Here is a 26,265-nt window from a genome sequence, read left to right as displayed (position 1 = left end):
GCTTTGCGAGTTCCGGCATTCACGCGCTCAGTCGTGCCGGAACTGCGTCGCTTAGGCTCCTTGGTCCGGCCTACGCCGAACCGATCACGAGCAGCGGAATTGTCGTTATATCGAATCACTTCTATGTAGCTGCTTAAACGCGAAAGGGATAGCGACACGTCCTCTCTAAACCGGCATAACTCTTCCCGGTGACTACGCACATAGGCCGCTGCACCGCCGATGCTACTTCTGGGAAGAACCGACAATGGAGAAAAAAGTACGGGCGAAAAAAGTACTCGCTCCTTACTCGATAATCATGGATGCCGGAGTCGCCCGACCCAAAACCAGAAGATGCCCGCTGGGAACCCGATTTGCGTTTGTGTTTCGCTGCGGGGGATCGTGCGCGTCGGCCGACGCGGTCCAGCGGATCAATCTTCTGTCACGCTGCGTTGTCGCTTGTATTTCAATCCGGGAAAGAAGAAGCACCCCGCGGCAACGATTCCAAAGATCAAATGCGCGTGTCGCGGAAACACCGCCATCGCGACGCTGGCCGACAGCAGCGAGATTGCCTGCAGATAAAACGCCCCCGTCAGCATTCCGGCCTTGACGATAAACACCATCCCGCTGATCACGCCGAGCATTGGCGCGAGACTGAGAACCTCGAGGCCCAACCACCACTCCAGCGGGAAAAGCATCGCGATCGCGATCATGCTCGAGCCCCACACGTGGGCGACCTGTCGCTCGATGAACGTGACCGGCCCCATCCGTTGACGCAGCTTCCAAAACACCGCCGCCCAAGCGCCCACTCCGAGCACCCACACGCCGACGTAGATTGATCGACGTTCGATTCCCGCCAGCGACATCTGCCACGTCAAAAGGCTCGCCACCATCAGCACCAACGAATGCCACATCCACAACAGCCCCCATTTTTCGAGGACGGCGGCATGATGGGTGTCTCGAAACATTCGGGCAATGACTTGGTTGAAATGTCCGCTGCGAGCCGAAACGCGTTCGTCCGCCAAATAGGCTTTCAAATCCTTGATCAACTCGCCGGTTGTTTGGTAACGCAAGTCGGCGGGCTTCTGCAGACAACGCGTGACGATCATTTCCAAATCACGATCCAACCCCGGACGCAGGGCACGCGGCGGAGTCGGGTCTTGCTCGATCACCTGCATCACGAGCTCCATCGCCGAGTCACCGACAAACGGCGCCCGCCCGGTCAATGCGTAGTACAGCACACAACCGAGCGAATACACATCGCTGGCCACACCGACATCCCGCCGGCTGCCTGAGGCCTGTTCGGGGGACATGTATGCCGGCGTGCCGACCAACATGCCGCTCCGGGTCAAATCGGCTTTGGTGCCGATGTGTTTAGCCAAACCGAAATCGGTCAGCATGGGATAACCTTGGCGACCGAACAAAATATTGCTCGGCTTAATATCCCGGTGCAAAATCCCCGCCGCGTGAGCCACCGCGACCGCTTCCGCGACCGCGATGACCATCTCACACGCTTCTCGCGCATTCATGGGTGCTTCGGCAACCTTCTGTGCCAGCGTTTCGCCTTCAATCAACTTCATGCTAAAGAACGGCCGGCCGTCGACGTCACCCACTTCGTAGACGGGGACGATTCCGACATGTTCCAGCGAAGCAGTCGCGGACGCCTCTGCGAGAAAACGCTGCATGTCCGCGTCGCTGGCCAATCTCCCACGCAAGATCATCTTGATCGCGACTTCGCGGTCGAGCGACCGCTGGCGAGCACGGAACACGACGCCCATACCGCCGCGACCGATTTCCTCAATCAGATCGTAGTCGCCGATCGTGGTCGGCAATCTTAAACCGCGCGATAGCAGTCCGGGATCATCTTCGGGCACCGCATCGCCGTCCGAACTCGATAACGTTTCGTCGGTGGGCGAACCCGATGACGGAACACCGGTCAAGGAAGCGACTGGGGTTCTTCGTCCAGGTGTTTCATCACGGACGGCGCCCGCGGTATCGGTCACCAAGACGGCTCCCCAGAGATGCCTGAGATCGGGCGCGAGCTCAGGATATTCCCGACACGCGACCTCCAAATCCGCCATTTCGCCGTGGCAGATGCGGTCGGCCATCTCCGCCAGGACATCGGCCAGACGCTGTTCGTGTTCGTCTCGATCCGTGTCCGGCGTGCTCATTAAAACTTCGTGGGTTCAATCCGACTGCGGCGTATCAAAGATGCGATCCCCCGCATCCCCCAGGCCGGGAACGATGAAGGCGTCCTCATTGAGCGACGGGTCGATCGCCGCCACATAAATCTTAACGTCAGGGAAATCCCGAGTGACTCGATCGATCCCCGGCTGCGCAGCGATGATGCTCAACACACGGATGTCTGACACGCCCCATTCCTGCAAACGGCGAACGACCATATCGATGCTGCCGCCGGTCGCCAGCATCGGATCGAGGACGAAGGCAACGTCGGCAGCGTTCGTACGGGGCAGTTTGTCGTAATACCCGACCGGTTCCGCGGTTTCTTCGTTGCGATACAAACCCAAATGCCAAACCGACGCGTCGGGAAGCAGCTCGAGCAACGGGTCCACCATCCCGAGTCCAGCCCGCAGGACAGGAACGATCCCAATCTCAGCGTCCAGACGCTGGCAAGTCGCCGCCATGATGGGCGTCTCGACCTCGACGTCTCGCAACGGAATGTCTTCGGTTGCGTGAACCCCGATCAACATGGCCAGCCTCGCGACACCGGCCCGGAACTCACTCGGGCGTGTCGCACGATCGCGGAGCACAGTCAGGTGATGTGAGACCAAGGGATGGTCAAGAAGGAAGACTTGATTAAGCGTCATCGGTTCGATCCGGAAAAGGCGTCGTCGCTCGGTTCGGTGTGGTAGCAATCTATTGGAAAGCACCGTGAAACGACAGGTAGGCGATCAACGAGGCGAAATTCCCGCTGGAGACTCGTTCAGGTGCCTGTCACGCGACGCCTCAACACGACGAACTGAACGCCTGGGCGTCACTCGCCCCCCATTTTGTGCACGCCCGCTGCCGGGGTTGCGGGCCTATCCCATGATAGAGGCAAATCTGCTAGTTTGCCCCTCGTTTTCAGTGCCGAGATCGACCAAAATGCTCGGTTCTTGAAATCAGTTCTCGGAATGCATTTCATCGAAAACGATTCCGCGTCTCCGCTTCTCCCCATATAACCCCGCGAACCAACGATGTCTGAAGACGCTTCCGCTAACCATCGCATCGCAACCCAAGCCCTCCATGCCGGACAGGTTGCCGACCCGACAACCAAATCCCGTGCGGTGCCGATTTACGCCACGACGAGCTATCAGTTCGACAGCACCGATCATGCGGCGGCTCTATTCGGCCTGACCGAATTCGGCAACATCTACAGCCGGTTGATGAACCCGACGGTGGACGTTTTGGAAAAACGTCTGGCGGCGATGGACGGCGGTGTCACGGGCCTGTGTTTCGCATCCGGGCAAGCCGCGATCACGGCAGCCATTTTGACGATCGCCCACAGCGGCCAAAACATCGTCAGCAGCACATCGCTCTATGGCGGAACGTGGACCCTGTTCACCCAAACGCTTAAAAACCTCGGCATCGAAGTTCGCTTCTTTAATCCAGACAACCCTGAAGAGATCCACGGTCTCGTCGACGAGAACACGCGTCTGGTCTACATGGAGAGCATCGGCAACCCACGTAACGATGTGCCGGACTTCAAGGCGATCACCAAAGCCGCTCACACGGCCCCCCACGGTGCATTGCCAGTCCTGTGCGACAACACCGTGATGACCCCGATGTTGCTCCGCCCGATCGAGCACGGCGTCGACATCGTGATCTACAGCACGACCAAATTCTTGGGTGGCCACGGCGTTCACATCGGTGGTGCCATCATCGACAGCGGCAACTTCAAGTGGGCGGACCAGCCTGAGAAATGGCCTGAGTTCTGCGCCCCGTCGCCTTCGTATCACGGTGCCGTTTTCGAAGAACACCTGCGTGGAATGGGGAACATCGCCTACAACATCCACATCCGCACCCACTGGCTGCGTGATACCGGCGCGGCGATGAGCCCGTTCGCCGCGTTCCTGTTCCTGATGGGCATCGAAACGCTGCACCTGCGGATGCCGCGGCACTGCGAAAACGCACTCAAGATCGCCGAGTTCCTCGAAGGCCACGACGCTGTGGAATGGGTGAACTACCCCGGACTCCAAACGCACAAACATTTCGCTAACGCGGAAAAGTACCTGCCCAACGGCAAGGGTGCGATCCTCGGTTTCGGAATCAAGGGCGGCATGGAAGCGGGCAAGAAGTTCATCAACGCCTGCAAACTGTGCTCACACTTGGCCAACATCGGCGATGCCAAAACACTCGTCATCCATCCGGCCAGCACCACGCACCAACAACTCTCCGCGGAAGAGCAAACCCGTGCCGGTGTGAGCCCCGAGTACATTCGCATGTCGATCGGGATCGAAGACAGCGCCGATATCATCGACGACCTGAAACAAGCCCTCGCGACCGCGACCGCCTAGGCGGAACACGAGGACTTTTGTCCATTTCACACAAACGCGTTGGAGGCGGTTTGCCTCCGACGCGTTTTGAACAGAACGACAAAACAGATTCCAACCGCGGTAGGGCAATTGCTCGGCCGTAATCCTCACTAGCTTGAACGAGACGCTTCGAGCCCACCCGAGTCGAAGCGACAACGAATGCAAGGCATGGCGACCACCGACGAGAGTTTTAGCACCGACGACATCCGCAGCGATGAGCCACTCGTCCATGCACAGACCGTTTGGTTCGACGAACCGTTGTCTTTGGAGCGGGGCGGCGAACTGCCGAGAATCCGCTGCTGCTTCGAAACCTGGGGCACACTTAACGCAGATGCCTCCAATGCGGTCTTGGTTTGCCATGCCGTCTCCGGTGACTCCCACGCCGCGCGCCACGACGAGGATGATCAACCTGGATGGTGGGACGGGCTGATCGGTCCGGGACTCCCGATCGACACCAATCGATTCTTTGTCGTGTGCCCCAACGTGCTCGGCGGCTGCCGCGGAACAACCGGCCCCGGCGACCTGCGATGGGTCTCACGCGGCCCCGAAGACAACGGCGACGGGGATCCCGCGGGCGGACAAACCGCGACCGAAATCCCATACGGCGCTGACTTTCCACGCATCACCATCGGTGACATGGTCGAAGTCCAGCGTCGACTTGCTGACCATCTCGGCATCAAGAAATGGCGGGCCGTCGTGGGCGGATCTCTCGGCGGCCACCAAGCCTTGCAGTGGGTCAGCCGTTATCCCGATTGCACCCAAACCTGCATTGCGATCGCGACCTCCCCACGCCTGACGAGCCAAGCACTCGGCTTTGACGTGATCGCCCGCAATGCCATTCAAACCGACCCTCATTTTCAGGGCGGACAATATTACGGCCGACCACAACGCCCCGACACCGGGCTCGCCATCGCCCGCATGCTCGGGCACATCACCTACCTGAGCGTCGAAGCGATGGAGGCGAAATTCGATCCCGACCGGCACGACCCACGGCAAATCGCTTCGCAATTCGAACAACGCTTCAGCATCGGATCGTACCTGGCCCACCAAGGTCAAAAATTCACCACCCGCTTCGACGCCAACAGTTACATCACGCTCTCGATGGCGATGGACCTTTTCGACCTGGGCGGCACCCGGTTGAAACTAATGGAAACGTTCGACGAATGCACGTGCGACTTCCTGTTGATCAGTTTCAGTAGCGATTGGTTGTTCCCACCCGCCCAGTCTCGTGAGATCGTCAACGCGCTGACCGCACTCGACAAACGAGTGACCTACGCTGAAATCACCACCGACGCCGGCCACGACGCATTCCTCATCGCACGCGACATGGCGACTTACGGGCCGCTGGTCCAAGAACGACTGTGGCAATCCACTCAAAAACCACAAGACACCGGCTCACCGGCGGCCAAGCCGAACGACACCGAACCCCCGGTGCAACTAACCGTTGCCGAAGAATCGATCCTCGATCTGATCCCGGCCGGAAACAGCGTGCTCGACCTCGGTTGCGGAAGCGGTGAACTCCTCGCTGCGATTCGCGCACGACACTCGAACACACCGATGCGATTAATGGGTGTCGAAGTTGCACAGGAAAACATCCTGGCGACCGCCATGCGTGGCATCGACGTCATCGACTATGACCTTAACAACGGACTGCCCGCGTTCATCGACAACCAGTTCGACGTCGTCATTCTCAACGCGACGCTGCAGGCAGTCGAAAACGTTGTCGCGCTGCTCGAAGAGATGCTGCGTGTGGGCAAGCGAGCGATCATCAGCTTCCCCAACTTCGGATACAAGGCACTCCGCGACGACTACGTCACACGCGGCCGTTCACCACGAGCACCGGGCGAATTCGACTTCGACTGGCACGACACCCCGAACCGACGCTTTCCCACCATCGCTGACGTCCATGACCTGCTGGTCAAGATGGGCGTCACGATCGACCAGGAGATCTACTGGGACGTCAGCCAATCACGCCACATCGATGCGGGGGAAACTCCGAACCTGAACGCCGACACGGCGGTGATGGTCATCCACCGCGACTGAGCAATCCGCAGCGACGAATGCCGTGTCTTCGGGACATTGATTGCGTTACTGCGGGATTTGAGATGTAGCGAAATGGTGCGAGCCGCTCCGTGACTCGGGACCGGACGGCTCGCGGGCTGTTGTTTTTGTGAGCCGACGGCGCTAGCCGCGGGCCTAACGGCTAGTACGTGCCCATTGGAGGCCCGCAGCTAGCGCTGTCGGCTCACTAATTTTTGCGAAACGCCTAAAACAACAGCCCGCTTGCGCCGTTCCGCTAAAAGACGAGGTAACCCGCAACCATGGACTGGCGTCCATGGTTAATCAAATGCCGTGCCTTCGGCACTCGATGATGCACGGCACAAAATCCGAGACGACGACGCGTTTTGGGCGTCGACCGTCCGCTCAATCGCCTTAGGCTTGCTTGATCGCCTTGAGGACTGCTTCGCCCATTTCGGCTGGGCTTGGTGCGACGACGATTCCGGCGTCTTCGAGAGCGGCAACCTTTTCTTCAGCCGTTCCCTTACCGCCGCTGATGATTGCACCAGCGTGTCCCATGCGTTTGCCGGGAGGTGCCGTGCGGCCGGCGATGAACGCGGCAACCGGCTTGGTCACGTGCTCTTTGACGTAAGCGGCGGCCTCTTCTTCGGCACTGCCTCCGATTTCGCCGATCATCAAGATCGCTTCGGTTTGGTCATCTTCCTGATACAGCTTGAACAGGTCGATGTAGTTCGTGCCGACGATCGGGTCGCCACCCAGACCGACGCAGGTGCTCTGTCCCAGCTTCAAACTGCTGGTTTGCCAAACCGCTTCGTAGGTCAATGTTCCCGAACGGCTCATCACGCCGATCTTGCCGGGGGTGTGAATGTAACCGGGCATGATCCCGATCTTGCACTCACCGGGGGTGATCAGGCCTGGGCAGTTCGGACCGATCAGAATGGAACCGCTCGCTTTGACCTTTTCATAGACGCGAACCATGTCGATGACAGGCACACCTTCGGTGATCGCGGCGATGATTCGAATACCGGCGTCGACGGCTTCGAGGATCGCGTCGGCGGTGAACGGAGGTGGCACGAAGATCATCGTGGCGTCGGCACCGGTTTGCTGAACCGCTTCTTCGACGGTGTCAAAAACCGGCATGCCTTCGACATCTTGCCCGCCCTTACCAGGCGTAACGCCGCCGACGAGTTGCGTGCCGTAGTCGCGGCAACCCATCGCGTGGAACTTGCCCGCATTGCCCGTGATTCCTTGGCAAATCACTTTCGTATTTTTATCGACCAGAATACTCATGAGGATAGCTTTTAGCTTTTTGCTGCCCGCGATCAGCTTTTCTTGCTTTGGCGTGACAGGAGGAGTGAGATGAATGAGTTTTTGAAGCTGGCAGCCAGGAGCCAACTGCTCCCGGCTGACCGTACGTTGAGCCTACGCAGTTGCGGCGACGATCTTCTTGGCCGCATCGGTGAGGTCGACTGCCGTGATCACATCGACATCGCTCTCTTCGAGCATCTTTCGACCTTCTTCGACTTCGGTGCCTTCGAGTCGCACGACGAGCGGGACGGTAAAGCCGACCTCTTTGCTCGCTTCGATCAACGCTGACGCGATCGTGGTGCAACGTGCGATGCCGCCGAAGATATTGACGAGCACGCCCTTGCAGTTCTTGTCCGACAACAAGATCCGGAACGCCTCGGTGACTTGAGCCGCGTTGGCACCGCCACCGACATCGAGGAAGTTCGCGGGCTCTCCGCCGTGATACTTGATGATGTCCATCGTCGACATCGCCAGACCGGCACCGTTGACCAAACAAGCGATGTTTCCATCGAGCTTGACGTAGCTCAACCCCGCCTTGCCCGCTCGGATCTCACTCTCTTCCTCTTCGCTGAGGTCACGCAGCGACTCGAGATCCTTGTGACGGAACATCGCGTTCTCGTCAAAAGTGATCTTGGCGTCCAATGCAATCATCTCACCTGAACCGGTGATGACGAGCGGGTTGATCTCGGCGAGCGAGCAATCGTAGTCGATGAAGAAACGGCACATGGCGGTCATGAACTTGAACGCACTCTTGGCCGCGGCACCTTCGATGCCGAGCTTCTTGCAAATCTTGCGAACTTGGAATGGTTCCAATCCGATCGCCGGATCAAAACCTTCCTTGTGGATCAACTCAGGTGTTTCCTCAGCAACCTTCTCGATCTCAACCCCACCCTCGGTGCTGACCATCAGAACGGGCTTGCACGAGACGCGATCGACGACGATCCCGAGATACAGCTCGCGGGCGATATCGCAACCGGCTTCGACGAAGACCTTTCCGACCGTTTGGCCTTCAGGACCGGTTTGGATGGTGACGAGTTTTTTGCCGAGCAATCCCGCCGCAGCCGCTTTGGCTTCCTCAGCGGATTTGCACAACACGACACCTTTTTGGTCCGGGTTGTCGATAATGTTCCCCTTTCCTCGCCCGCCGGCGTGGATCTGGGCTTTGACGACGGCAATTTTCCCGCCAAGCTTCTCATACGCGGCCGCTGCTTCTTCAGGCGTGGTCACCATGTGCCCTTCGAGCACGGGGACGCCAGCGGCGCGGAAGAGTTCTTTTCCTTGATACTCGTGAATTTTCATCAGGACGAATCCCGCAGGTCGGGTCAGGGGTAGTTTGTGGTTCAATGACGCAGGTGGGAAATATACGCCGCCTCACGAAAACTGACCACGGGGCTCCTCCCGTTCCCGCCTATAGATTCCTCACACGTGCCTCCCTCACAGCCAAATCCCTTCTCACACCCAGATCGCCGCGTGGCCCGTCGATCCGCTCACGCCAAGACGGACTGCGGCGTTTCGGCGCGCAAGTAGGTCGTGTACCCGCCGCTGAGATTCTTGACCTGGAACCCCTTCTGCGCCAGCAACCTCGTCGCCATGTATCCCCGTTGCCCGACTTTGCAATAAACGACAATTTCTCGCTCTCGCGGCAATTCGTCGAGATGCTCGCGGAGCTGCTCGAGCGGAATGTTGACCGCACCTTCGACGTGGCCCGCCGAAAACTCAGACGGTGTCCGCACGTCCAGCAAAAACCCGTGTCGATCGCTAGCGACCGCTGGTTCACCGGCGACCGACTCAATAACCTCGGCCGCGTGCACGATCGGCTGATCGCCACGCAGAACGCTGGAGGCGACAAAGCCAGCCATGTTGACCGGATCTTTCGCCGATCCGAATTGCGGGGCGTAGCACAACTCGGCTTCCTCGAGATCGTAGACCGTCATGCCGGCCTGGATCGCCATCGCGATCACGTCGATCCGCTTGTCCACTCCATTGGTACCGACCGCCTGAGCACCAAGAATCTCACCGCCTTCGGGATCAAACAATAGCTTCAGACTCATCGCGGTCGCACCGGGATAGTACCCCGCGTGATCGGCGGGATGGATGTAGACTTTCTCGAAAGAACGTCCTGACCGCCGCAACATTTTTTCACTCAATCCCGTCATCGCCGCGGCTCGTCCAAAAACGCCAACGATCGCGGTCCCCTGAGTCCCTCGGTATTTCGATTCCCTACCAAAGAGATGATCCGCCGCGATCCGTCCCTGCCGATTGGCCGGTCCCGCCAGCGGAATCTGCGTCGCGTCGCCTGTGATCGAACAACGCACTTCGGCGACATCGCCCACCGCGTAGATATCCGGGTCGTCGGTTTGCATAGACTCGTTGGTGATCACCCCGCCACGATCGCCGCAGGCCAAGCCGGCGTCGAGGGCCAGCGTGTTCTCCGGGCGCACACCGATGCTTACGACCGCAAAATCAGCACGCACAACCGTGCCCGAGTTCAAATGCACGATCAATTCGGTTCCATCGTCCTCGAACCGCACCGCTGAGTCACTCAGATGCACGTGCACGCCTTGATCAGCGAGCACCGCATGAAGCGGCTCGATCATCTCGCGATCCCATGGCGGCAGGATTTGATCGGATAACTCAATCAACGTCGTATCGACGCCACGGTGGACCATGTTTTCCACCACCTCGATCCCGATAAAACCGGCGCCCACGACAACAACCCGCTGAGCCGCGGCCTTCGCCCCGCTCTTCAACGTCACCTGAGCATGCAATCGATCGGCATCCGGCAAATCGCGCAGACTCATGATCCGGTCACCGTCGATGCCCGGAATGTTCGGTTTGAATGCTGATGCTCCCGTCGCAAAGATCAGTTTGTCATAGCTCTCCTCATAATAATCACCCGTTTTTAGATCCCGAACGGATACCGTTTTTTGGCTCCGATTGATCGCCGTCACTTCGCTCAGCGTGCGAACATCGAGACGGTAACGCTCGCGAAGTCGCTGAGCGGGCGCCACGAGAAGCTTGTCGCGAGATTCAATTTTCCCGCCGACGTAATACGGCAACCCACAATTGGCAAACGAAGGTTCGGGACCTCGTTCGAGCAAAACAATTTCCGCGTCTTCGCTCAGTCGTCTTGCCCGAGCGGCTGCCGAGGCTCCACCAGCAACGGCCCCAATGATCACAATCTTCATGGCGTATCCAAAATAAAACGGAAAGAGAGAACGGACGTTATTTCACTTGACAGGCATGAGTTTGGCAGCGATTCCAAGGCATCTTCGCGAGCATCATGCCCATGCCACACGTATCGGTCACTCCGGCAAAGACCAATCCCGCACCGATGAACGCCGACAGCCCCGCGTAGACGGGATTCACCACCATCGCCAAAACGGCACCAATTAACACGAGCGACCCGGCAACAATGCGCACTTGTCGTTCGAGCGAAACCGCCTTCTTGCCACGGATGACAGGTAGCCCGGCTCGATCCCAAGCCTCCGTGCCGCCGTCAACACTCACCACGTTATCGTATCCGGCTGCCATCAACTGCTTGCAGGCCATTTCCGATCGGCCACCACTTTTGCAGATCACATACAACGGTCGATTTTTCTGACCGTACATTTCGACAGCACGATCTGGCTCCAACGCATCCAACGGCACGTTGTGAGCGCATTCGGCGTGGACTTCACGAAACTCAGTGGGCATCCGCACGTCGATCAAGCTCACCGGTTGTTCGGCCTGCAGTCGGGCGAGTTCGTGGACAGAGATCGTTTTCATAAGCAGCCCTACTTCGTTAGGTTGGGATTTGACGAGATATAAAAAGGAACACGGTGAGCGATCCACCGTATTGTTTTGCCCGCTACCCCGAGTGATGTCGCGAGGTCCTGCGGCAGAACATTTCAGCGAGAAGATTGCGGTCGAACGGAAAAAAGTTTTGCAAGGATCGACGAACCGCTACGTCGATTCCGAGTTGATTCAGTCAGGTTGCCCTAAGATAAAAAACGCCCCTCGATACACGCCATCAGTTTTTCCAAATGAGGTTCGGCGACTTGGTAGAATACGCGGCGTCCCTCACGCTCACTGGTGAAAAAACCACACCGCTGCATCAACCGCAGGTGCTCCGAGGCGACGTTGTCCGGGACTTCGCAGTCGGCGGCCAATTCACCGACGGTATACCGACCGTGCAACAGCAACTGGACCATCCTCAACCGAACCGGGTGGGCAAGGGTTTTGAGACACTCGGCGGCGTCGCCGAGCTCCTGCACACTCCCCTTCGGCTTGGTGGCGACGATCGTTTTGGCGGTACCTTTTTTCATATTTCTGCGTGAGTCATTTCGGATCGAAGTGTTGGTCGTACGATTGATTCTCCCTGCTTGTCAATATATCGGAAGGTTACGATATGTCAATTGAGCTTTTCCTGGCGGTTTGCACATGATCCCAAGGCTCACGCTCACTGGAATTCGAAAATCGTTCGGGGCCACTCGGGCACTCGATGGGGTGGACTTGAATGTCCAGCCGGGCGAAGTGCATGCGATCATCGGCGAAAACGGGGCCGGCAAAAGCACCCTGATGCGGGTTCTCAGCGGCGCCCATCGCCCCGATGAGGGTGAAATCCGATTTGATGGAGAACTCGTCGACTTCGCCGGCCCGCGTGATTCGCAGTCGATCGGCATCGCAATGATCTACCAGGAGCTCAACCTCGCCCCAGATCTCTCGGTTTGCGAAAACATCACACTCGGCCGCGAACCACGAACGTCGGGCACGACGATCAGGCGACTCGCCCGGGGAGTCGGCTGGGTAGATCGGGCTGCCGAGCGACAATGGGCGACCGAAGCATTACAGAAACTCAACTGCGGCCATCTGTCGCTCGATCGACAAGCCGGAGAACTTTCGATCGCCGAACAACAGATGGTTGAAATCGCCCGCGCCGTCGTCACGTCGACGAACAATTCATCCAGCTCACTCAAACTGTTGATCCTCGACGAACCGACGAGCAGCCTGACTCAAGTCGACACTCAACGCCTCTTTGATGTCATCGAACGACTCGCCGCAGATGGCGTCAGCATTTTATACATCAGCCACTTCCTCGAAGAATGCGAACGCATCGCCGACCGGTTTACGGTGCTCCGCGATGGCCGCACGGTCGCGACGGGGCGGATGCCGGGCGAGCATTCCGATCAGGCAAATCTGCCGTCGGTCACCAAACACACCGACGACGAACGAACTGACGTCGACGACGCCAACGTCCAATCACCAGCCGTTGCCGATGACGATCCGCCAACCCCCATGGACCAGATTATCCGCTACATGGTCGGCCGTGACATGTCGGACCTGTATCCAAAATTCACCCACACCCGAGGCGAAGTGGCTTTGGAAGTCAAACAGGTTTGCTCAGAAGCAGGCCCACGATCGGTCAGCTTCCAATTACATCGTGGTGAAATCCTTGGCATCGCGGGCTTGATCGGTGCAGGACGCACCGAAACCCTGCGGGCGATCTTCGGCCTCGATGCCATCACCGACGGCGTGGTCTGCGTCGCAGGCAAACCGCCGGCACCTCGTCGACCGGACCTCAGCTGGGTGCGTGACTCGATGGGGTTGGTTTCAGAAGATCGCAAGAACGAAGGCTTGTTTCTCGATCGAAGTTTGACCGACAACCTCACGATCACGCGGATGGACTCCTACCGCAAAGCCGGACTGCTCGACATTGGGGCGATGTCACGATCGACACAAACCTGGATGCAGCGACTCGACGTGAAAGCCTCCTCAGCTCAACAGCCGATCGGTGAACTCTCGGGAGGCAATCAACAGAAGATCGCGTTGGCTCGCCTCCTGCACCATGATTGCGAAATCCTGCTACTCGACGAACCGACCCGCGGGATCGACATTGGCAGTAAAGGAGTGATCTATCGCCAGATCGGCGAATTGGCGGCGTCGGGGAAAGCGATCCTGCTAGTCAGCAGCTATTTACCCGAACTGTTGGGTGTTTGCGATTCCATCGGCGTCTTTTCGCGCGGCGTTCTGACGGACGTCCGCGAGACGTCCCAGTGGACCGAACACGAACTCCTTACCGCCGCCATCGGGTAGCGAACAACGCTCTCACGCCCTCAATCCGCATAGTCCGTATCAACGGAATAACTTGTGAGCGGCCGCGGTTTTCCGATAGGGGTTCTGATTCATGAGTGGACAGAAGTGCCCGTCAAACTAGCCTGCGTCTAACCCTCTAGTTTGCTCGGTCGTCGGTAGACGGTCCGACTGTCTTGTCCCCCCCAAGGAAACTCTCGTGAAGAAACTGTCTCTAACGCTCGCAGTCGCGCTGACTGCCATGGCGTACGGCCCCGTCGCCAACGCCCAGTGCTGTGGCTCGCCAGCCCCCGTGGTCGCATGTGGCGGATGCTCCGACACGCTCGCTGGCGATTCAGCCGGCCCCGCAGTGATCGCCGATGGCGGCAGCGGCCCTGCCATGACGACCCAAACGGTCATGGTCCCGACGCAAGTCACCGAAACCCAAATGGTGACCGTCACCGAAATGAAACAAGAAACTCGTCAACGGTCGTACGATGTCATCAAGTGCGTTCCACGCACCGAAACTCGTACACGCACCGTTAACAAGCAAGTTCCGCGTGAAGTTACTAAGACGGAAACCTACACCGTCATGGTCCCGACTGAGCAAACCCAAGACTACACCGTTCAAGTTCCTGTGACGACCGAAGTCGAAGAAACTTACACGGCTATGGTTCCTAAGACCGAAGTTGTTGAAGAAACCTACTCGGTTCAAGTTCCTGTCACGACTCAAGTCGAAGTTCCTTACACCGTGTGTGTCCCTTACACCGAAACGGCAACTCGCACCTACACCGTTAACGTCCCTTACACCGAAATGGTTGAAAAAAGCTACAACGTTTGCGTTCCTTACACCGAGAACGTTGAGAAAACCTACTCGGTCAAGGTTCCTTACGTCGAGCAAGTCGCTCAAACGTACACAGCTCGCGTTCCTTACACGGAAACCAGCGAAGTCAGCTACACCGTTAGCGTTCCTTACACGGAAACAATGACGGGTACCCGCACCGTTTGCCAACGCGTTCCAGTTACCAAGTACCGCACCGTCAGCAAAGACATGGGCAGCTACCAGTGCGTCACCGAAGAAGTCCCTGCTGATAGCGGCTGCGGATCGGCTTCGTGCGGAGGTTGTGGCTCGTGTTGCTGCTGCAGCTCATGCGGTTGTGGCGATGGCTGCGGCGGATGTGGCAGCTCATCGGCCACCACCGTCACTCGCAAGGTTTGGGTTCCAAACGTTGTTTGCGAACAAGTTCCTTACACGACCTACACGACTCAAAACGTTGAGCAGCCTTACACGTACAACGTGACCAAGTGCCGTAGCGAAACCCGCACACGTCCTGTTTCGGTCACGAAATACCGCTGCGAAACTCGCACTCGCATGGTCAACGTGAAACGTTGCCGCGTCGAAACGCGCACTTGCGTCGTGCCTGTGACTCGCACTCGTATGGAAACACGTACTCGCCAAGTTGCGGTACGTCGTTGCCGTCAAGAACAACGTACTCAAGAGTACCAAGTTCGTAAGACTCGCACCGAACAACGTACGCGCCTCGTTGCGAAGACCAGCTGCCAAACCGAAACTCGCGTTCGCAACAAGAACGTGACCACGATGGTTGCTGAAACTCGAACTCGTATGGTTCCTAAGACGTCGATGACGACCGAAACGCGTCAACGCACCGTCACCGTGATGGTGCCGCAAGAGAAAACTCGCGAATACACCGTCATCGAGTGCGACACCGTGAGCGAAGAAGTTCCTTACGAAGTGACCGTCATGGAACAAGTCAAAGAAACAGTGACTGAAGACTACACCGTCTGCGTTCCTGTTCAGGTTCAGAAGGAAGTTCAAGTGACCAAGACCGTCATGGTCCCACAAACGGTTGAAGTTCCTGTCTCGGGCAGTGGCTCGGGCGGATCGGCTGCTCCTGCCGGATCAGCCGGTTGCGGATGTGGTTCGGCTCCGGTCACCGGTTGCGGCTGCGGTTGCTAGTCATCCCCCACGAAGCGGTAAGCGTGTCGCTTGCCGCAACGTTTTGCAAAATAGCGTCGGCCTCTCACAAGGAGGCCGACGTTTTTTCATGCGCCGTCGTCGACATCCACTGGCACGCCCGTAAACGATTGCCAGAACAGGATGAAACTCTGGGGCCGTGAACGCACGTCCGTGCTACGTTATCCTGGCCGGATGCCACACATCATCAAAAGCGTCGATGCCTTTCTCGTAATTCTGTCCGCGGTGCTCGCTGTGGCGACCTGCGCCGCCATGTTTGCGCGGGTTCACTGGACATTCGATACTGTCGCCAACCTGCGGATCCAAGGCTTGATCACGATCGTGGTCATCCTCGTGATTTCGCTTTTGATGCAGCGTTGGTGGATTGCCGGATCCGCCGCCGGACTTCTACTCATCAATTTGGCAGGGATGAACTTGGGCACGCTCGACGACTCGGCCGAACTCGATCCCCGTGATTCGATTCGCGTCGTCACAACCAATGTCCTGACGGGCAACCGTCAGCACGACAAGATTATCAACGAGTTGCTTGCGATCAACGCGGACGTTATCGCCATTATCGAACTCTCGCCCAACCTCGCCGACCGACTCCAAAAATCCTTCGCCGAATCGCATCCGCACTACACGTTTGACGAAAGCGACACCGACAATTTTGGGATCGGAGTCTTGTCCAAACGGCCCATCCGATCCACTCAAAAGTTGCGTTGGCAGGGCACCCCCAACAGCCTCGAAGTCTTGATCGACGACTACCGGCTCATCGCGACGCATCCCATTCCGCCGCTCGGCCAAGCAAACTTCCATACCCGAAATCGGCAACTCGCCGAATTGGCGAAACACATTCGCGCGACCGCAAACGGTTCCGGCCGAACCATTCTGCTGGGCGATTTCAATCTGACACCTTGGAACGCCAATTTCACCGATTTTCAGAAATCTTCTGGGCTGAAACGAGCCGCGGCGTGTTGGGAGATCCGACCGTCCTGGTACGCTCGCCCGCTATTCCCATTCGGATTGCTGATCGATCACATTTTGATAAGCGATGACCTTGCTTGCTCGAAGTACGACATCGGGCGAGATTGCGGGTCCGATCATCGCAGTGTTGCCGTGTCGATCGGACCTAAGACGAACTAAACATTCGTGTCATCGCCGGTCTCACACACTCGCTTCAGTATCATCACTGAAATGATGGCGAACGATCGACTCGAGGGTCTCGATACCGAGCGGTTTGGATTGGTAATCGATCACGTGCGGGAACTGTTTCGCCCGCTCGGCGTCGCCTGGTCGGCTCGACGTCGAAAGCATCATGACAAGCGTTTTCGCTCTCTGGATGCTGCTGAGCTTATGGTATTCCTCAAGGAATTCGTAGCCGTCCATTCTCGGCATGTTGAGATCGAGAAAAATCACATCCACACCGTGATTTTCGTTCTGCAAATACTTCAGTGCGTCTTCGGCATATTCGAATGCGATGATCTCCTCCACCAACCCAGACTTCTTGAGAATTCGAGTGTGAATCATGTTGTCCAGGCTACTGTCATCAACCAACATCACCAGTTGAATCGGTTTTTTCATCAAGGATTTCCCAACAAACGAATCATCCTGCACGTCGCACCAAAGTGCTTCATCGAATTTCTTGCGAGTCGAAGTCTACATTAGGTACTGAAATGTGGAAGGCGGTGCCACCGAGTTCCGAATCAGCGATCCAAATACTACCTCCCAAACGATCCACAATCCTTTTGCATATCGCCAAGCCGATTCCGTTTCCATGGTAGGTTGACTCGGCATGTAAACGTTTGAACACGCCAAACACCCGTTTGCGATGCTCTGGCGCGATCCCAATCCCGTTATCGGCAACGATGTATTCCGTAGCATCGGGCCGCGCCACACCGGAGACACGAACCAGCGGTGGCTTGTCGCCTCGATATTTTAACGAGTTCCCGATCAGGTTTTGAAAGAGCTGGATCAGTTGATGCGGATCGGCATTGATATCAGGCACATCGTCGCAGTTCACCACACCGTCGCATTCGGCGATCAGTTCGGACAGATTCTCGATCGCAGAATCGATCAAGGCCTTCACGTCACAGCGAACCAAGGTTCGTTTCTCGGATTCGATTTGGGAGTAGCTCAGCAAGTCGAGAATCAAATCTCGCATGCTCAACGCACTCGATTCGATCTGGCTCATGAAAAGGATGGCGTCCTCTGAAAGCGATTCGCCTAATTCATCTTTGAGCAACTGCGACAATGAAACGATTCGCCTCAACGGCGCCTGCAGGTCGTGCGAGGCGACGTAGGCGAATTGCGCGAGCTCGTCATTACTGCGTTTCAATTCCACGTTGGCTCGCGCGATTTCCCGAAGGTGCTGCTTGCGTTCATCGAGCATCTTCATCTGCTCGGTCAGGTCGGTATTGGCACCGAGCATGCGGATCGCCTCACCATCGTCGTTGCGAAACACGACCCCCTGGCCACCGAGATAACGCACCGTCCCATCGGGATGAATCACACGAAACAAAATATCGAGCGACCGCTCACCTTGGAGAGCACGCTGGACGGCTTGATTGGACGCCTCGCGATCATCGGGATGGACGCAGTTTTGCCATGCATCGTACGCACCGCTGAAATCGTCGCGGCTGCAACCATAAAGATCGAACATGGCGTCATCCCATTCCAATTTCCCTGTGATCGGATCGAAATCCCAAATCCCGATTCGGTTGGCTTGGGTTGCCAAAGAAACGCTTTGCAAATCCTGCGTCATTTCATCAGCCATTTTCAACGCCTTACGACTGGCGCGCGAAATCGACAGGAACATCCCGATCAGCAAAGAATCGATCAGCAGACCCGCCCACAAGATGGTTTGCGGTTGAGACGACGATGCGTTTTTGCGAAATGACAGATCGGACCAAAGATCAAAAGTCCACAGTCGACCATACATGGGCACGGTCAACTCTTTCTTCAGCAACGGCTCAGGATCAAACCCCGATTGCGATTCGACGTGTTCATCGAAAAGAACGTCACCGCCATCAATGATCCGCAATCCGAGCGAACGTTTTTGCCTCTCCATCGTCCCCCGCATCAGGTTTCGCACCAAAAACGGTGCGTAGACCAACCCTTCGAACCGCGCCCGCCTCACGGTCTCGCTCGCGAGGCTCATTTCCGTCGAAAAATCGATATCGTAAAACGGGGTAAAAAACAGAAATCCTGGCGTCCGCTGGGTATCTTGAACCAAGACGATGGGACCAGTCACTTGGCTCAATCCGCTATCGCGTGCCTTCTCCGCCGCTTCACGTCGATTTGTTTCATGCGCCATGTCCAAACCGAGCGCCGCCGCGTTGGGTCGCTCTGGTACGACTTGGGTGATCGGCCACAGCATCGGCTGGTCGTGTTCGGGATAGATCCGAAAATCAGGATGGCCCAATTGCTGTTTGGCGATGAATTCGTCACGGTTTTGTCGTGGAACTGTGAGGACGACACCGAGCCCGTTGATGCCGGGGTACCTTTCTCGAATCTCAATCTGGTCGACGTAGTGCCGCCATCGATCTCGCGTAATTTCACGTTCGTCTACTTCTAAAAACGCCGACGCCGCCAACAACGCCTCTTCGTATTTCTGCATCCGCTCCGTTACGAGCCCGACGATCCGTTCCGCTTCACGGTCGAATTGAATCTGAATCTTTGATTGCAACTGCTTACGCGAATAGTCCCAGGCGAACAGCGTCAATCCAATCGACAGCACGACTGTGAGTGCATGAAACCATTGAAACGTGCCACGACGACGCAGTCGCTCGCGCACGTTCGATTGGTCGACTCGTTTGATCATATTTCGTCCAACGCTGCAAAAAAACTTCGAAAAGGCGTCCTCGTTATCCTCGATTGATAGGAATACGAAACCTCGGCCTTCGCCCAGATCGTATCACACCGCGATCCGATTGTAGGAAAACTGCTTGCAAGTGGGCATGACGGGGTTGGCAACTTTGATCGTGGGCGACACCGATTCGGGACGGAACGAATCTTTGCGGAGCGTAGCCGGGACGGCAGGGGGTTTTGGAGAACACGTTTACGAAATGCCATGGATCAGGCACCGACAACGCTCTCGTTTCCACCATCGCCGCCGCAACACCAAACTCGCGGAAGCCTTCCGAACCCGGTCATGCCCCCTTCGATCAGGGTTTCACCGTGCATTGCTCACGTACGGGCGGGGAGATCCGTTAGAGTGTGAAGATCCAACAACTTCGCACGCAGGATCTCCGTAATCATGATTTCTATGCTGATCGCGCTGACTGGTGATGAGGTGATCGTATTCGTATTCTTTTCAATCCTCGGCATTGTCATTCTCGGATTGATCGCCGGGACGTGCGCCTCTCACCTCAAAGGCTGGCTGTTTCGCAAACAAGCCCGCAGGATTCTCGGCCACCGGCTCGACGACGTGACTTTGATCCAGACCGAGATGCTGGTCATCGACCTGCCCAATTTCCATCGGGCGATGGAGCATTGGGACGAGCAACCCGATTCCCGGTTGATCCGTCGCCTCGGCATCCCAGAACGGGTGTTAGTGTTTGATGCGATCCGTGAAGGCAAAATGGCCCCTCAAGCGATCCGCTACCAAATGGTTCAAATCGCTCCGCGTAAACGCATTCGCGTCCCCATCGCCGCGATCTATTTCTTGCGATATCGCGATCAGGGATTTTTGGTCTGGAACGAACCGCGGCACCTCATGGTGGCAGGCGCCGACGAGTCGCTCACGCAAGAAGTCCTCGAACAGGTAACGCGGCTTTCGAGCCAGTACAGTTGCTATCGCGGGCAAGTGCTGAGTCTCTCAAAGGCTCAGGACTACGATTATGGCGACGTCAATCTCAGCCTCGAATTTCATGAGATCGACCGGATTAACGAAACCGACATCATCCTGCCCTCCGAAACGATGGAATTGCTGCGTCGCAGCACGGTGGATTTTTTCAACATCTCCGAACGACTTGTTGAAATGGGTCAGTCGGGGAGTCGCGGGCTGTTGCTCCACGGACCGCCTGGCACCGGCAAGACGCTCGTCTCGCGTTGGCTGATCGGACACCTTCCCGACGTGACTAAATTCTTACTGACTGGCCAACAACTCATCCACCTCGAACAGACCGTCAAGATCGCCAAGATGCTGCGTCCGTCACTGCTGATTCTTGATGACGTCGATCTAATCGCATCGCACCGCGAAACGAATCCCTACGGCAGTGTGCTGCATGAATTGATGAACCAAATGGATGGGTTGGAGAGGCAAGATCAAGTCATGTTCTTACTCACCACCAACCGCCCCGAACAAATCGAATCGGCGCTCGTCGATCGCCCGGGCCGAGTCGATCAAGCAATCGAATTCCCGCTGCCTGACGCCCATTGCCGTGAACGGTTGCTGCAACTATTCGCCGGGGACCAAACTCTCGCGCACGTCGACCTGTCTCATTGGATTCGATCTAGCAATGACACCACACCCGCATTCTTACGTGAACTCGTGCGACGAGCGAGCCAATTCGCGATCATTCGATCGGATCAATCGGGTGAGCCCTCCCATTTGACCGATCCTGATTTCCAAGCCGCCATACGCGACATGACCACTCACGGCGGTGCGTTGACCAAACGGCTGCTGGGCTTCGGAGTCGCCTAACGGCAAGTCACCTTCTGTGTGCCCGTCGATCGATGGCGTTCACTTCGCCGTCCGAACAAGCTCGAGCCGCAACGTATCGGACAGCCGCAGAGGCGTCACGGTCGGCTTTTGTTCTCCAGCGGTCAACTGCCCGACATAATCACGAACAAACGACACGAGCTCTTCCAGATCAACGATACCATTGGCCCCGTCTCCCTTTTGGTTCCCCACACCATCGGCATCTCCGTCGAGTGCGGCGAGCACCGAAAACGTGAAACAACCATGCTCTAGCGGCGCGAGCTCTTTCGCCGATTCGCGACCACTCGCCGCCGCGATCACCACCCCGCCACTTTGCAGCGGATCGCGAATGCTGCTCTTGGCATCAACCGCCGATCCACTGTGACAGGTATCAATCATATAAATCACACCTGTCCCTGATTCGCCGGCACCATCGAGCAGTGACCAGGGCAACGAACCGCGTCGCAACTCCACCGGATCGGCCGACCGACTCGTTGTGGTCACGTAGTGATATTCCCCGTCAATGGTGGTGCCGTGCCCAGAAAGATACACGATCAGAATGTGCCGCTCGCCTTTCGCACGCAACTGATCATTGAGTCGACGAATCTCGTTGGCAACAGATTCCTGCGTGATCTGGTCATCCCGCAGTTCGCGAATGTTGCCCAATTGATAACGTCCCAATCCAGCCAATTGTTTGTCACGCAGCGTTTTGACGATCGCGTCCACATCATCGATTGGGAACTCCAACCGGCCGAATCCGTTGCGATGATTTGCCAATGGGCCGCTGTAATCTTCAGAAGCCAACGAGAGCACGTGCAACCGATACGGTGTCTCCCGGTCAGTCTCCCCACGTCGGTAGGCGACGTCCGACGCGTACAAACTCGCCAACGCCCCACCTCGCTCTTTCGCAATGACTTGGATCTGGTTGAGCCGCCCCGAAACGTTCACGGTCCATGTGTACTGAAATTGGTTGTTGGGGAGTGCCTCGATTTCGGGATCCGGTAAACGCACGGCGTCAATGTTCGCTCGGACGTCATAGTTGGCTGGGTTTCCGGTCCCAAAATCGACATGTGCTGTGATGACATTGGGCTGCCCTCCCGAGAGGCCTTGGCCGATTTCAGGCGACAGGATCGTCACCTCCGGCGTGGAATCGATCACACCGGCGAGCCTTCCGGCGATCGGTGGTTCGCCAGCGACCGCGTCGGCGATGTTAACTCCTGAGATCAATTTCAAAATCGTTTCGGGTCGTTCAAACTCCTTCGCTAAGAAACCGCCCTCGACCATTCGCGGCGGACGATCGGCACCCCGAAGGATCATCCATTCAAATAATCCTCCCCCTTCGGCCGCCGACGCGTTGAAAAATCCACTCGGATGCCAGATCGCCCATTGATCGTTTTCATTTGCAAACGCGGTAAGGAACGGCTCCCAAGACGGACGGATGATGAAACGCTTCGTCTCGTTTTGCCCATTTGGCCGCGTCGAGTCGGCATAGATCAAATTCTGCCTGAGCACGGAGACTTGCCCCAGCACCCTGCGAATCTCCTCGGCCGACGCAGTCCCGGCCTGGGCATCGAGAATCGTCGCCAGATCTCGTCGGTCGTAACCTTGAATTCGTGTGATCCGATCGCCTTCGCGGAGAGAACGCGCAAACGCGATCCCTTCGGGATCTACTCGGCGAACCACCACGTTGCCGTTGATAATCTCGAAATCGCAACCCCAGAACGACGCCTGCTCAAATTCACCTGCACCTGCACCGGAGAACACTCCGCCCAAACGCCACAATTTGATCGTATTGTCTTGCGATCCGCTGAACAGAGTTCGGCCATCGGGGCTCGCAATCAACGATGTGATCGTGCCGGTATGATCGCGATACCATCGCACCATGGGAGGCGCAAAAGCATCAGAACTCGCCGGCGTGTTGCCGCTGAATCGATAAACAAAAATCCCGTTGACGTGCTCGGTGCCGATCGCGATGCCCACCGGCTCACTGCTGGCAGGTGTGAACAAGAAACAATGACTAAAATACGTGCCCTGGAACGTCGGGTTGAGATCGATCAACCATGGTTTTCCTGTCGGATCAACCAAGCGTAGCTGCGTGGTCGGCCGATTCACCCGCGTGACCTGCCACCCCTGGGACTGCGTGACCGGAAACATCCAGTCGTTGCTCGGCGGTTGGTCGCTACGAATTTCTCCCAGAGCCAAATCCAGCGACGAGAATATTGATCCTGGATCCCTGCCGAATCCGAGCAGCCTGCCATCGGGTGATAAGGCTAATTGGTTTGTGGGCTGCGTATTCGCCCGTGCAACCAGTGGCGGCTGCTCGCTCAACGGTCTGGCGAGCGGCCGATCCTGGGTGTCAGTAAGTGGAAAGACCAAAATCGAGCGAGGGTCTTCCTTCGACACCGCGAGAAATCGACCGTCGGGTGAAATTGCCAGTGCGCGCGAGTACTCAGTTGTTGACACGGTGGCCGCATCCACTCGCCGTCTTGTCGCCAGATCGAACAACTCCACAACCACGTTACCGGCGCGTCCGTCACTGAACTCGTTGCTGAGCACCGCCAATGCGTTATCACCCATCGCAATTGCGGTGACATGTGGTAGCGACGCGCGGATCACGTGACGATTGGCTGGATCGCGAACGTCGGAGAGATAAACCCTTCCCAATCCGTCAGCCGACGCCCAGAACACGTGTCGATGGTCACGTGTCAACGCAGCCACCCGGCCGTGATAGCTTTCGGTAAACGGGGCCTCGTTGCCCGTACGCAGCGATCGGCTGATCAGCCGCACTTGGCCGTCGGGATCTTGCCTTGAATACACGACGTTTTGATCGCTGGTAAAAATCGCAAGCGGTGCAAACCGTGAGGCTTGAGGGTTGGGCGGACGCAGAACCGTGACATCGAATCCCCCCTGCGGCCCGCGTTGCCAGAGAACGAGCCCGCCACGTTCATCGCGAGAAACGATCCGATTGCCATCGGGAGAGTAATCGAGCGACATCACCGCATAGAGATGGCCTTCGGTCCCGATTCGTTTCGCAGCGGCCGCCGTGGTCCGCTGCTCCGGCGACGGCAGACACCCCGCCACGAGCCCTCGGCCGAGATCGAACAGCGCGATGTCCCCGGTTTGTTGACGGGCGCCGACCCCGCCGAGAACCATTTCTCTCTGACGCGAATTCAGGGCCAAAGAATAGATGCTGCCACGATCGCCACGCGCCTGTTCCCAGTACATCGGCGAGACCTGTTTCAATTCAGGTGGCCCGCCGTCGCCGCGATTCCAACCGACTTCATAAACGTGAACGCTCTTGTCGAGACCCGCCGCATATAGTCGCTGCGAGTCGGACGAGAAACGCAATTGTCGAATCTGCCCTGCGGGGCCGCCGGTGTTGAGCACAACCCGCGGCGGGGTCGTTTGAGCTTGCGTTCGCCCCGCCTGATGGATCATCAAGCCCAACAGCGAAAACGCCATCAAAAGGTGACAGACGCACTTCGCGTGTCGGCGTCGTTTGATCTGTCGGTTCATGACTCACTCAACAGGCAGGTCGTCGGGATTGCTGTAGCGGATACTCACCGAAGAGAGCAGCGTTTCGCCGAAAAAACACCGTTGCGAACTAGCTTGGCGGGTGATATCGCGACCGATGCCGGTACGTAGTTGTCCCTTGTTCTTGGCCAACAACTCGACCGCTGGCGGTTGTTCGTTTTCCGTCCAAGCGTGAAAGAACTGCGCCGTCACGGTTCCGATGTCCGATCCCGGTGGCAATCCGAGTGATTCGTTATTGGCGGTGACCACGAATTCTTTGAGCAACGTTGGTGTGACGTACCATCCCGAAATCACCCCCACACTCTTAGCCGGAAAGAACCACGTCCCACGGCTTCGTAGGCCCTCGTCGTCGGACAGACAGAAGGAATTAATTCCATCAACCGACAACTTCACACCGACCGCGTGATCGGCATCGTTGTAGAGACGCACTCGATAAACGTCATTGGCTTGCAGCGGGGCAAATGGAAACCCGCCTGTATTCTCGATCGGCAACGGTGCGAAATCGCTGGCCCCTGCAGATTTAACGAGGATCTCGACGCGAAACTTGCTGTTCGAATCAGGAGACACCACGGTCCTATCGCCACTGCGAAATGCAAAGACAGGTTCGGTGACACTGGAGACCAACTTGTCAGTGACGTCGGCTTGTTTGCTGATCAGTTGTTTCGCGGTGTCACTCTTGCTGGCCGTGGTGCTCGATGCAGCTTGGGCGACGGCGTCTTGTTCTTTGTCCAAATCGACCGTCAGCCCGAGCAGTCGGCTGATGTCTTCGATGCTTCGCACCTCTTCGACCTTGACCTTCTCACGAAAACCCGAGATCTCTTTGCCAGATTTATCGAACAGGTTTGCTTTGATCAAAACGATCGCGGCGGAACCGGTTTGTTCAAAACTAAACGCACCGCGCACCGTCCAACTCGCTCCGAGAGGTACGACCTGAGTATCCTTCTTCGACAATTCTTCTTTGAGAGACGCACGAATGGCTCGGCCCGCCGTTGCGGCACCTGGCCCGTCAAACGTCCCCAGCATGATTTGTCGTTGCCCCTTTTCCTCAAGGTACTCCGAAATATTCTCGGCGAGGCTTACGATCGCATCATCGAGCGTAGCGGCCTGAGACGGAGTCGTGACGAGAAAACTCATGACACTCAAGACGAGCGTGCATGCGATGGCAGGTAATCGTGATCGTCGTGAGATCATCGTCAGGTTCCTTATCGTTGGCGTTGTAAGTG

Annotated in this window: 17 protein-coding genes; 6 read left to right on the top strand and 11 right to left on the bottom strand. The window is 57.1% G+C overall.

Annotated features, from left to right (window positions below; translation table 11 throughout):
• Positions 1–407: 407 nt before the first annotated feature.
• Complete coding sequence (locus NB063_RS20100) at positions 408–2,147, bottom strand: serine/threonine-protein kinase (RefSeq protein ID WP_250930556.1); 1,740 nt, start codon at positions 2,145–2,147, stop codon at positions 408–410.
• 15 nt (positions 2,148–2,162) lie between these two features.
• Complete coding sequence (upp, locus tag NB063_RS20095; RefSeq protein WP_250930555.1) at positions 2,163–2,804, bottom strand: uracil phosphoribosyltransferase; 642 nt, start codon at positions 2,802–2,804, stop codon at positions 2,163–2,165.
• 369 nt (positions 2,805–3,173) lie between these two features.
• Here upp and NB063_RS20090 point away from each other — a divergent pair, with 369 nt between their 5' ends.
• Positions 3,174–4,493, top strand: a complete 1,320-nt coding sequence (locus tag NB063_RS20090; protein WP_250930554.1) for an O-acetylhomoserine aminocarboxypropyltransferase/cysteine synthase family protein — start codon at positions 3,174–3,176, stop codon at positions 4,491–4,493.
• Between the two features lie 177 nt (positions 4,494–4,670).
• Positions 4,671–6,554 carry a homoserine O-acetyltransferase MetX gene (gene metX, locus NB063_RS20085; RefSeq protein ID WP_322975249.1) on the top strand — a complete coding sequence of 628 codons (1,884 nt, stop codon included), beginning with the start codon at positions 4,671–4,673 and terminating at the stop codon, positions 6,552–6,554.
• Positions 6,555–6,944: 390 nt separating this feature from the next.
• Here metX and sucD read toward each other — a convergent pair whose 3' ends face one another.
• The 5 genes from sucD to NB063_RS20060 form a co-directional block, all read right to left on the bottom strand.
• Positions 6,945–7,820 (bottom strand): succinate--CoA ligase subunit alpha, encoded by an 876-nt coding sequence (sucD, locus tag NB063_RS20080; RefSeq protein WP_250930552.1) that lies wholly within the window; start codon positions 7,818–7,820, stop codon positions 6,945–6,947.
• 132 nt (positions 7,821–7,952) lie between these two features.
• Complete coding sequence (sucC, locus tag NB063_RS20075; protein ID WP_250930551.1) at positions 7,953–9,137, bottom strand: ADP-forming succinate--CoA ligase subunit beta; 1,185 nt, start codon at positions 9,135–9,137, stop codon at positions 7,953–7,955.
• A gap of 188 nt (positions 9,138–9,325) precedes the next feature.
• Positions 9,326–11,026, bottom strand: coding sequence for an FAD-dependent oxidoreductase (locus NB063_RS20070; RefSeq protein ID WP_250930550.1), 1,701 nt, complete (start codon positions 11,024–11,026; stop codon positions 9,326–9,328).
• A 37-nt stretch (positions 11,027–11,063) separates the two neighbouring features.
• Positions 11,064–11,606 carry a rhodanese-like domain-containing protein gene (locus tag NB063_RS20065; protein ID WP_250930549.1) on the bottom strand — a complete coding sequence of 181 codons (543 nt, stop codon included), beginning with the start codon at positions 11,604–11,606 and terminating at the stop codon, positions 11,064–11,066.
• A gap of 212 nt (positions 11,607–11,818) precedes the next feature.
• Complete coding sequence (locus NB063_RS20060; RefSeq protein ID WP_250930548.1) at positions 11,819–12,145, bottom strand: ArsR/SmtB family transcription factor; 327 nt, start codon at positions 12,143–12,145, stop codon at positions 11,819–11,821.
• 115 nt (positions 12,146–12,260) lie between these two features.
• Here NB063_RS20060 and NB063_RS20055 point away from each other — a divergent pair, with 115 nt between their 5' ends.
• From NB063_RS20055 to NB063_RS20045, 3 genes are all read left to right on the top strand, one after another.
• Positions 12,261–13,913 carry a sugar ABC transporter ATP-binding protein gene (locus tag NB063_RS20055; protein WP_250930547.1) on the top strand — a complete coding sequence of 551 codons (1,653 nt, stop codon included), beginning with the start codon at positions 12,261–12,263 and terminating at the stop codon, positions 13,911–13,913.
• A gap of 196 nt (positions 13,914–14,109) precedes the next feature.
• Positions 14,110–15,867 carry a hypothetical protein gene (locus NB063_RS20050; RefSeq protein WP_250930546.1) on the top strand — a complete coding sequence of 586 codons (1,758 nt, stop codon included), beginning with the start codon at positions 14,110–14,112 and terminating at the stop codon, positions 15,865–15,867.
• A gap of 171 nt (positions 15,868–16,038) precedes the next feature.
• The gene (locus NB063_RS20045) at positions 16,039–17,010 is read left to right on the top strand and encodes an endonuclease/exonuclease/phosphatase family protein (protein WP_250930545.1); all 972 of its coding nucleotides are present in this window, start codon (positions 16,039–16,041) and stop codon (positions 17,008–17,010) included.
• A gap of 21 nt (positions 17,011–17,031) precedes the next feature.
• Here the strand turns inward: NB063_RS20045 and NB063_RS20040 are convergent, their stop codons facing one another.
• Positions 17,032–17,448, bottom strand: a complete 417-nt coding sequence (locus NB063_RS20040) for a response regulator (protein ID WP_250930544.1) — start codon at positions 17,446–17,448, stop codon at positions 17,032–17,034.
• A gap of 49 nt (positions 17,449–17,497) precedes the next feature.
• On the bottom strand, positions 17,498–19,687 hold the full coding sequence (locus NB063_RS20035) for a CHASE domain-containing protein (RefSeq protein ID WP_250930543.1): 2,190 nt from the start codon (positions 19,685–19,687) through the stop codon (positions 17,498–17,500).
• Between the two features lie 435 nt (positions 19,688–20,122).
• On the opposite strand from NB063_RS20035, the gene NB063_RS20030 reads away from it, so the two are divergent.
• Positions 20,123–21,511, top strand: coding sequence for an AAA family ATPase (locus NB063_RS20030; RefSeq protein ID WP_250930542.1), 1,389 nt, complete (start codon positions 20,123–20,125; stop codon positions 21,509–21,511).
• A 39-nt stretch (positions 21,512–21,550) separates the two neighbouring features.
• On the opposite strand, the gene NB063_RS20025 is transcribed toward NB063_RS20030, so the two are convergent.
• Positions 21,551–25,024 carry a caspase family protein gene (locus NB063_RS20025; RefSeq protein WP_250930541.1) on the bottom strand — a complete coding sequence of 1,158 codons (3,474 nt, stop codon included), beginning with the start codon at positions 25,022–25,024 and terminating at the stop codon, positions 21,551–21,553.
• A 3-nt stretch (positions 25,025–25,027) separates the two neighbouring features.
• Entirely contained in the window at positions 25,028–26,233 is a 1,206-nt protein-coding gene (locus tag NB063_RS20020) for a hypothetical protein (RefSeq protein WP_250930540.1), read from the bottom strand.
• Positions 26,234–26,265 lie beyond the last annotated feature (32 nt).

Source organism: Aporhodopirellula aestuarii (assembly GCF_023701485.1).
GTDB lineage: Bacteria > Planctomycetota > Planctomycetia > Pirellulales > Pirellulaceae > Rhodopirellula > Rhodopirellula aestuarii.
The sequence above is the reverse complement of the archived record's forward strand: the minus strand, read 5'-3'. Positions and strand labels throughout refer to the sequence as shown.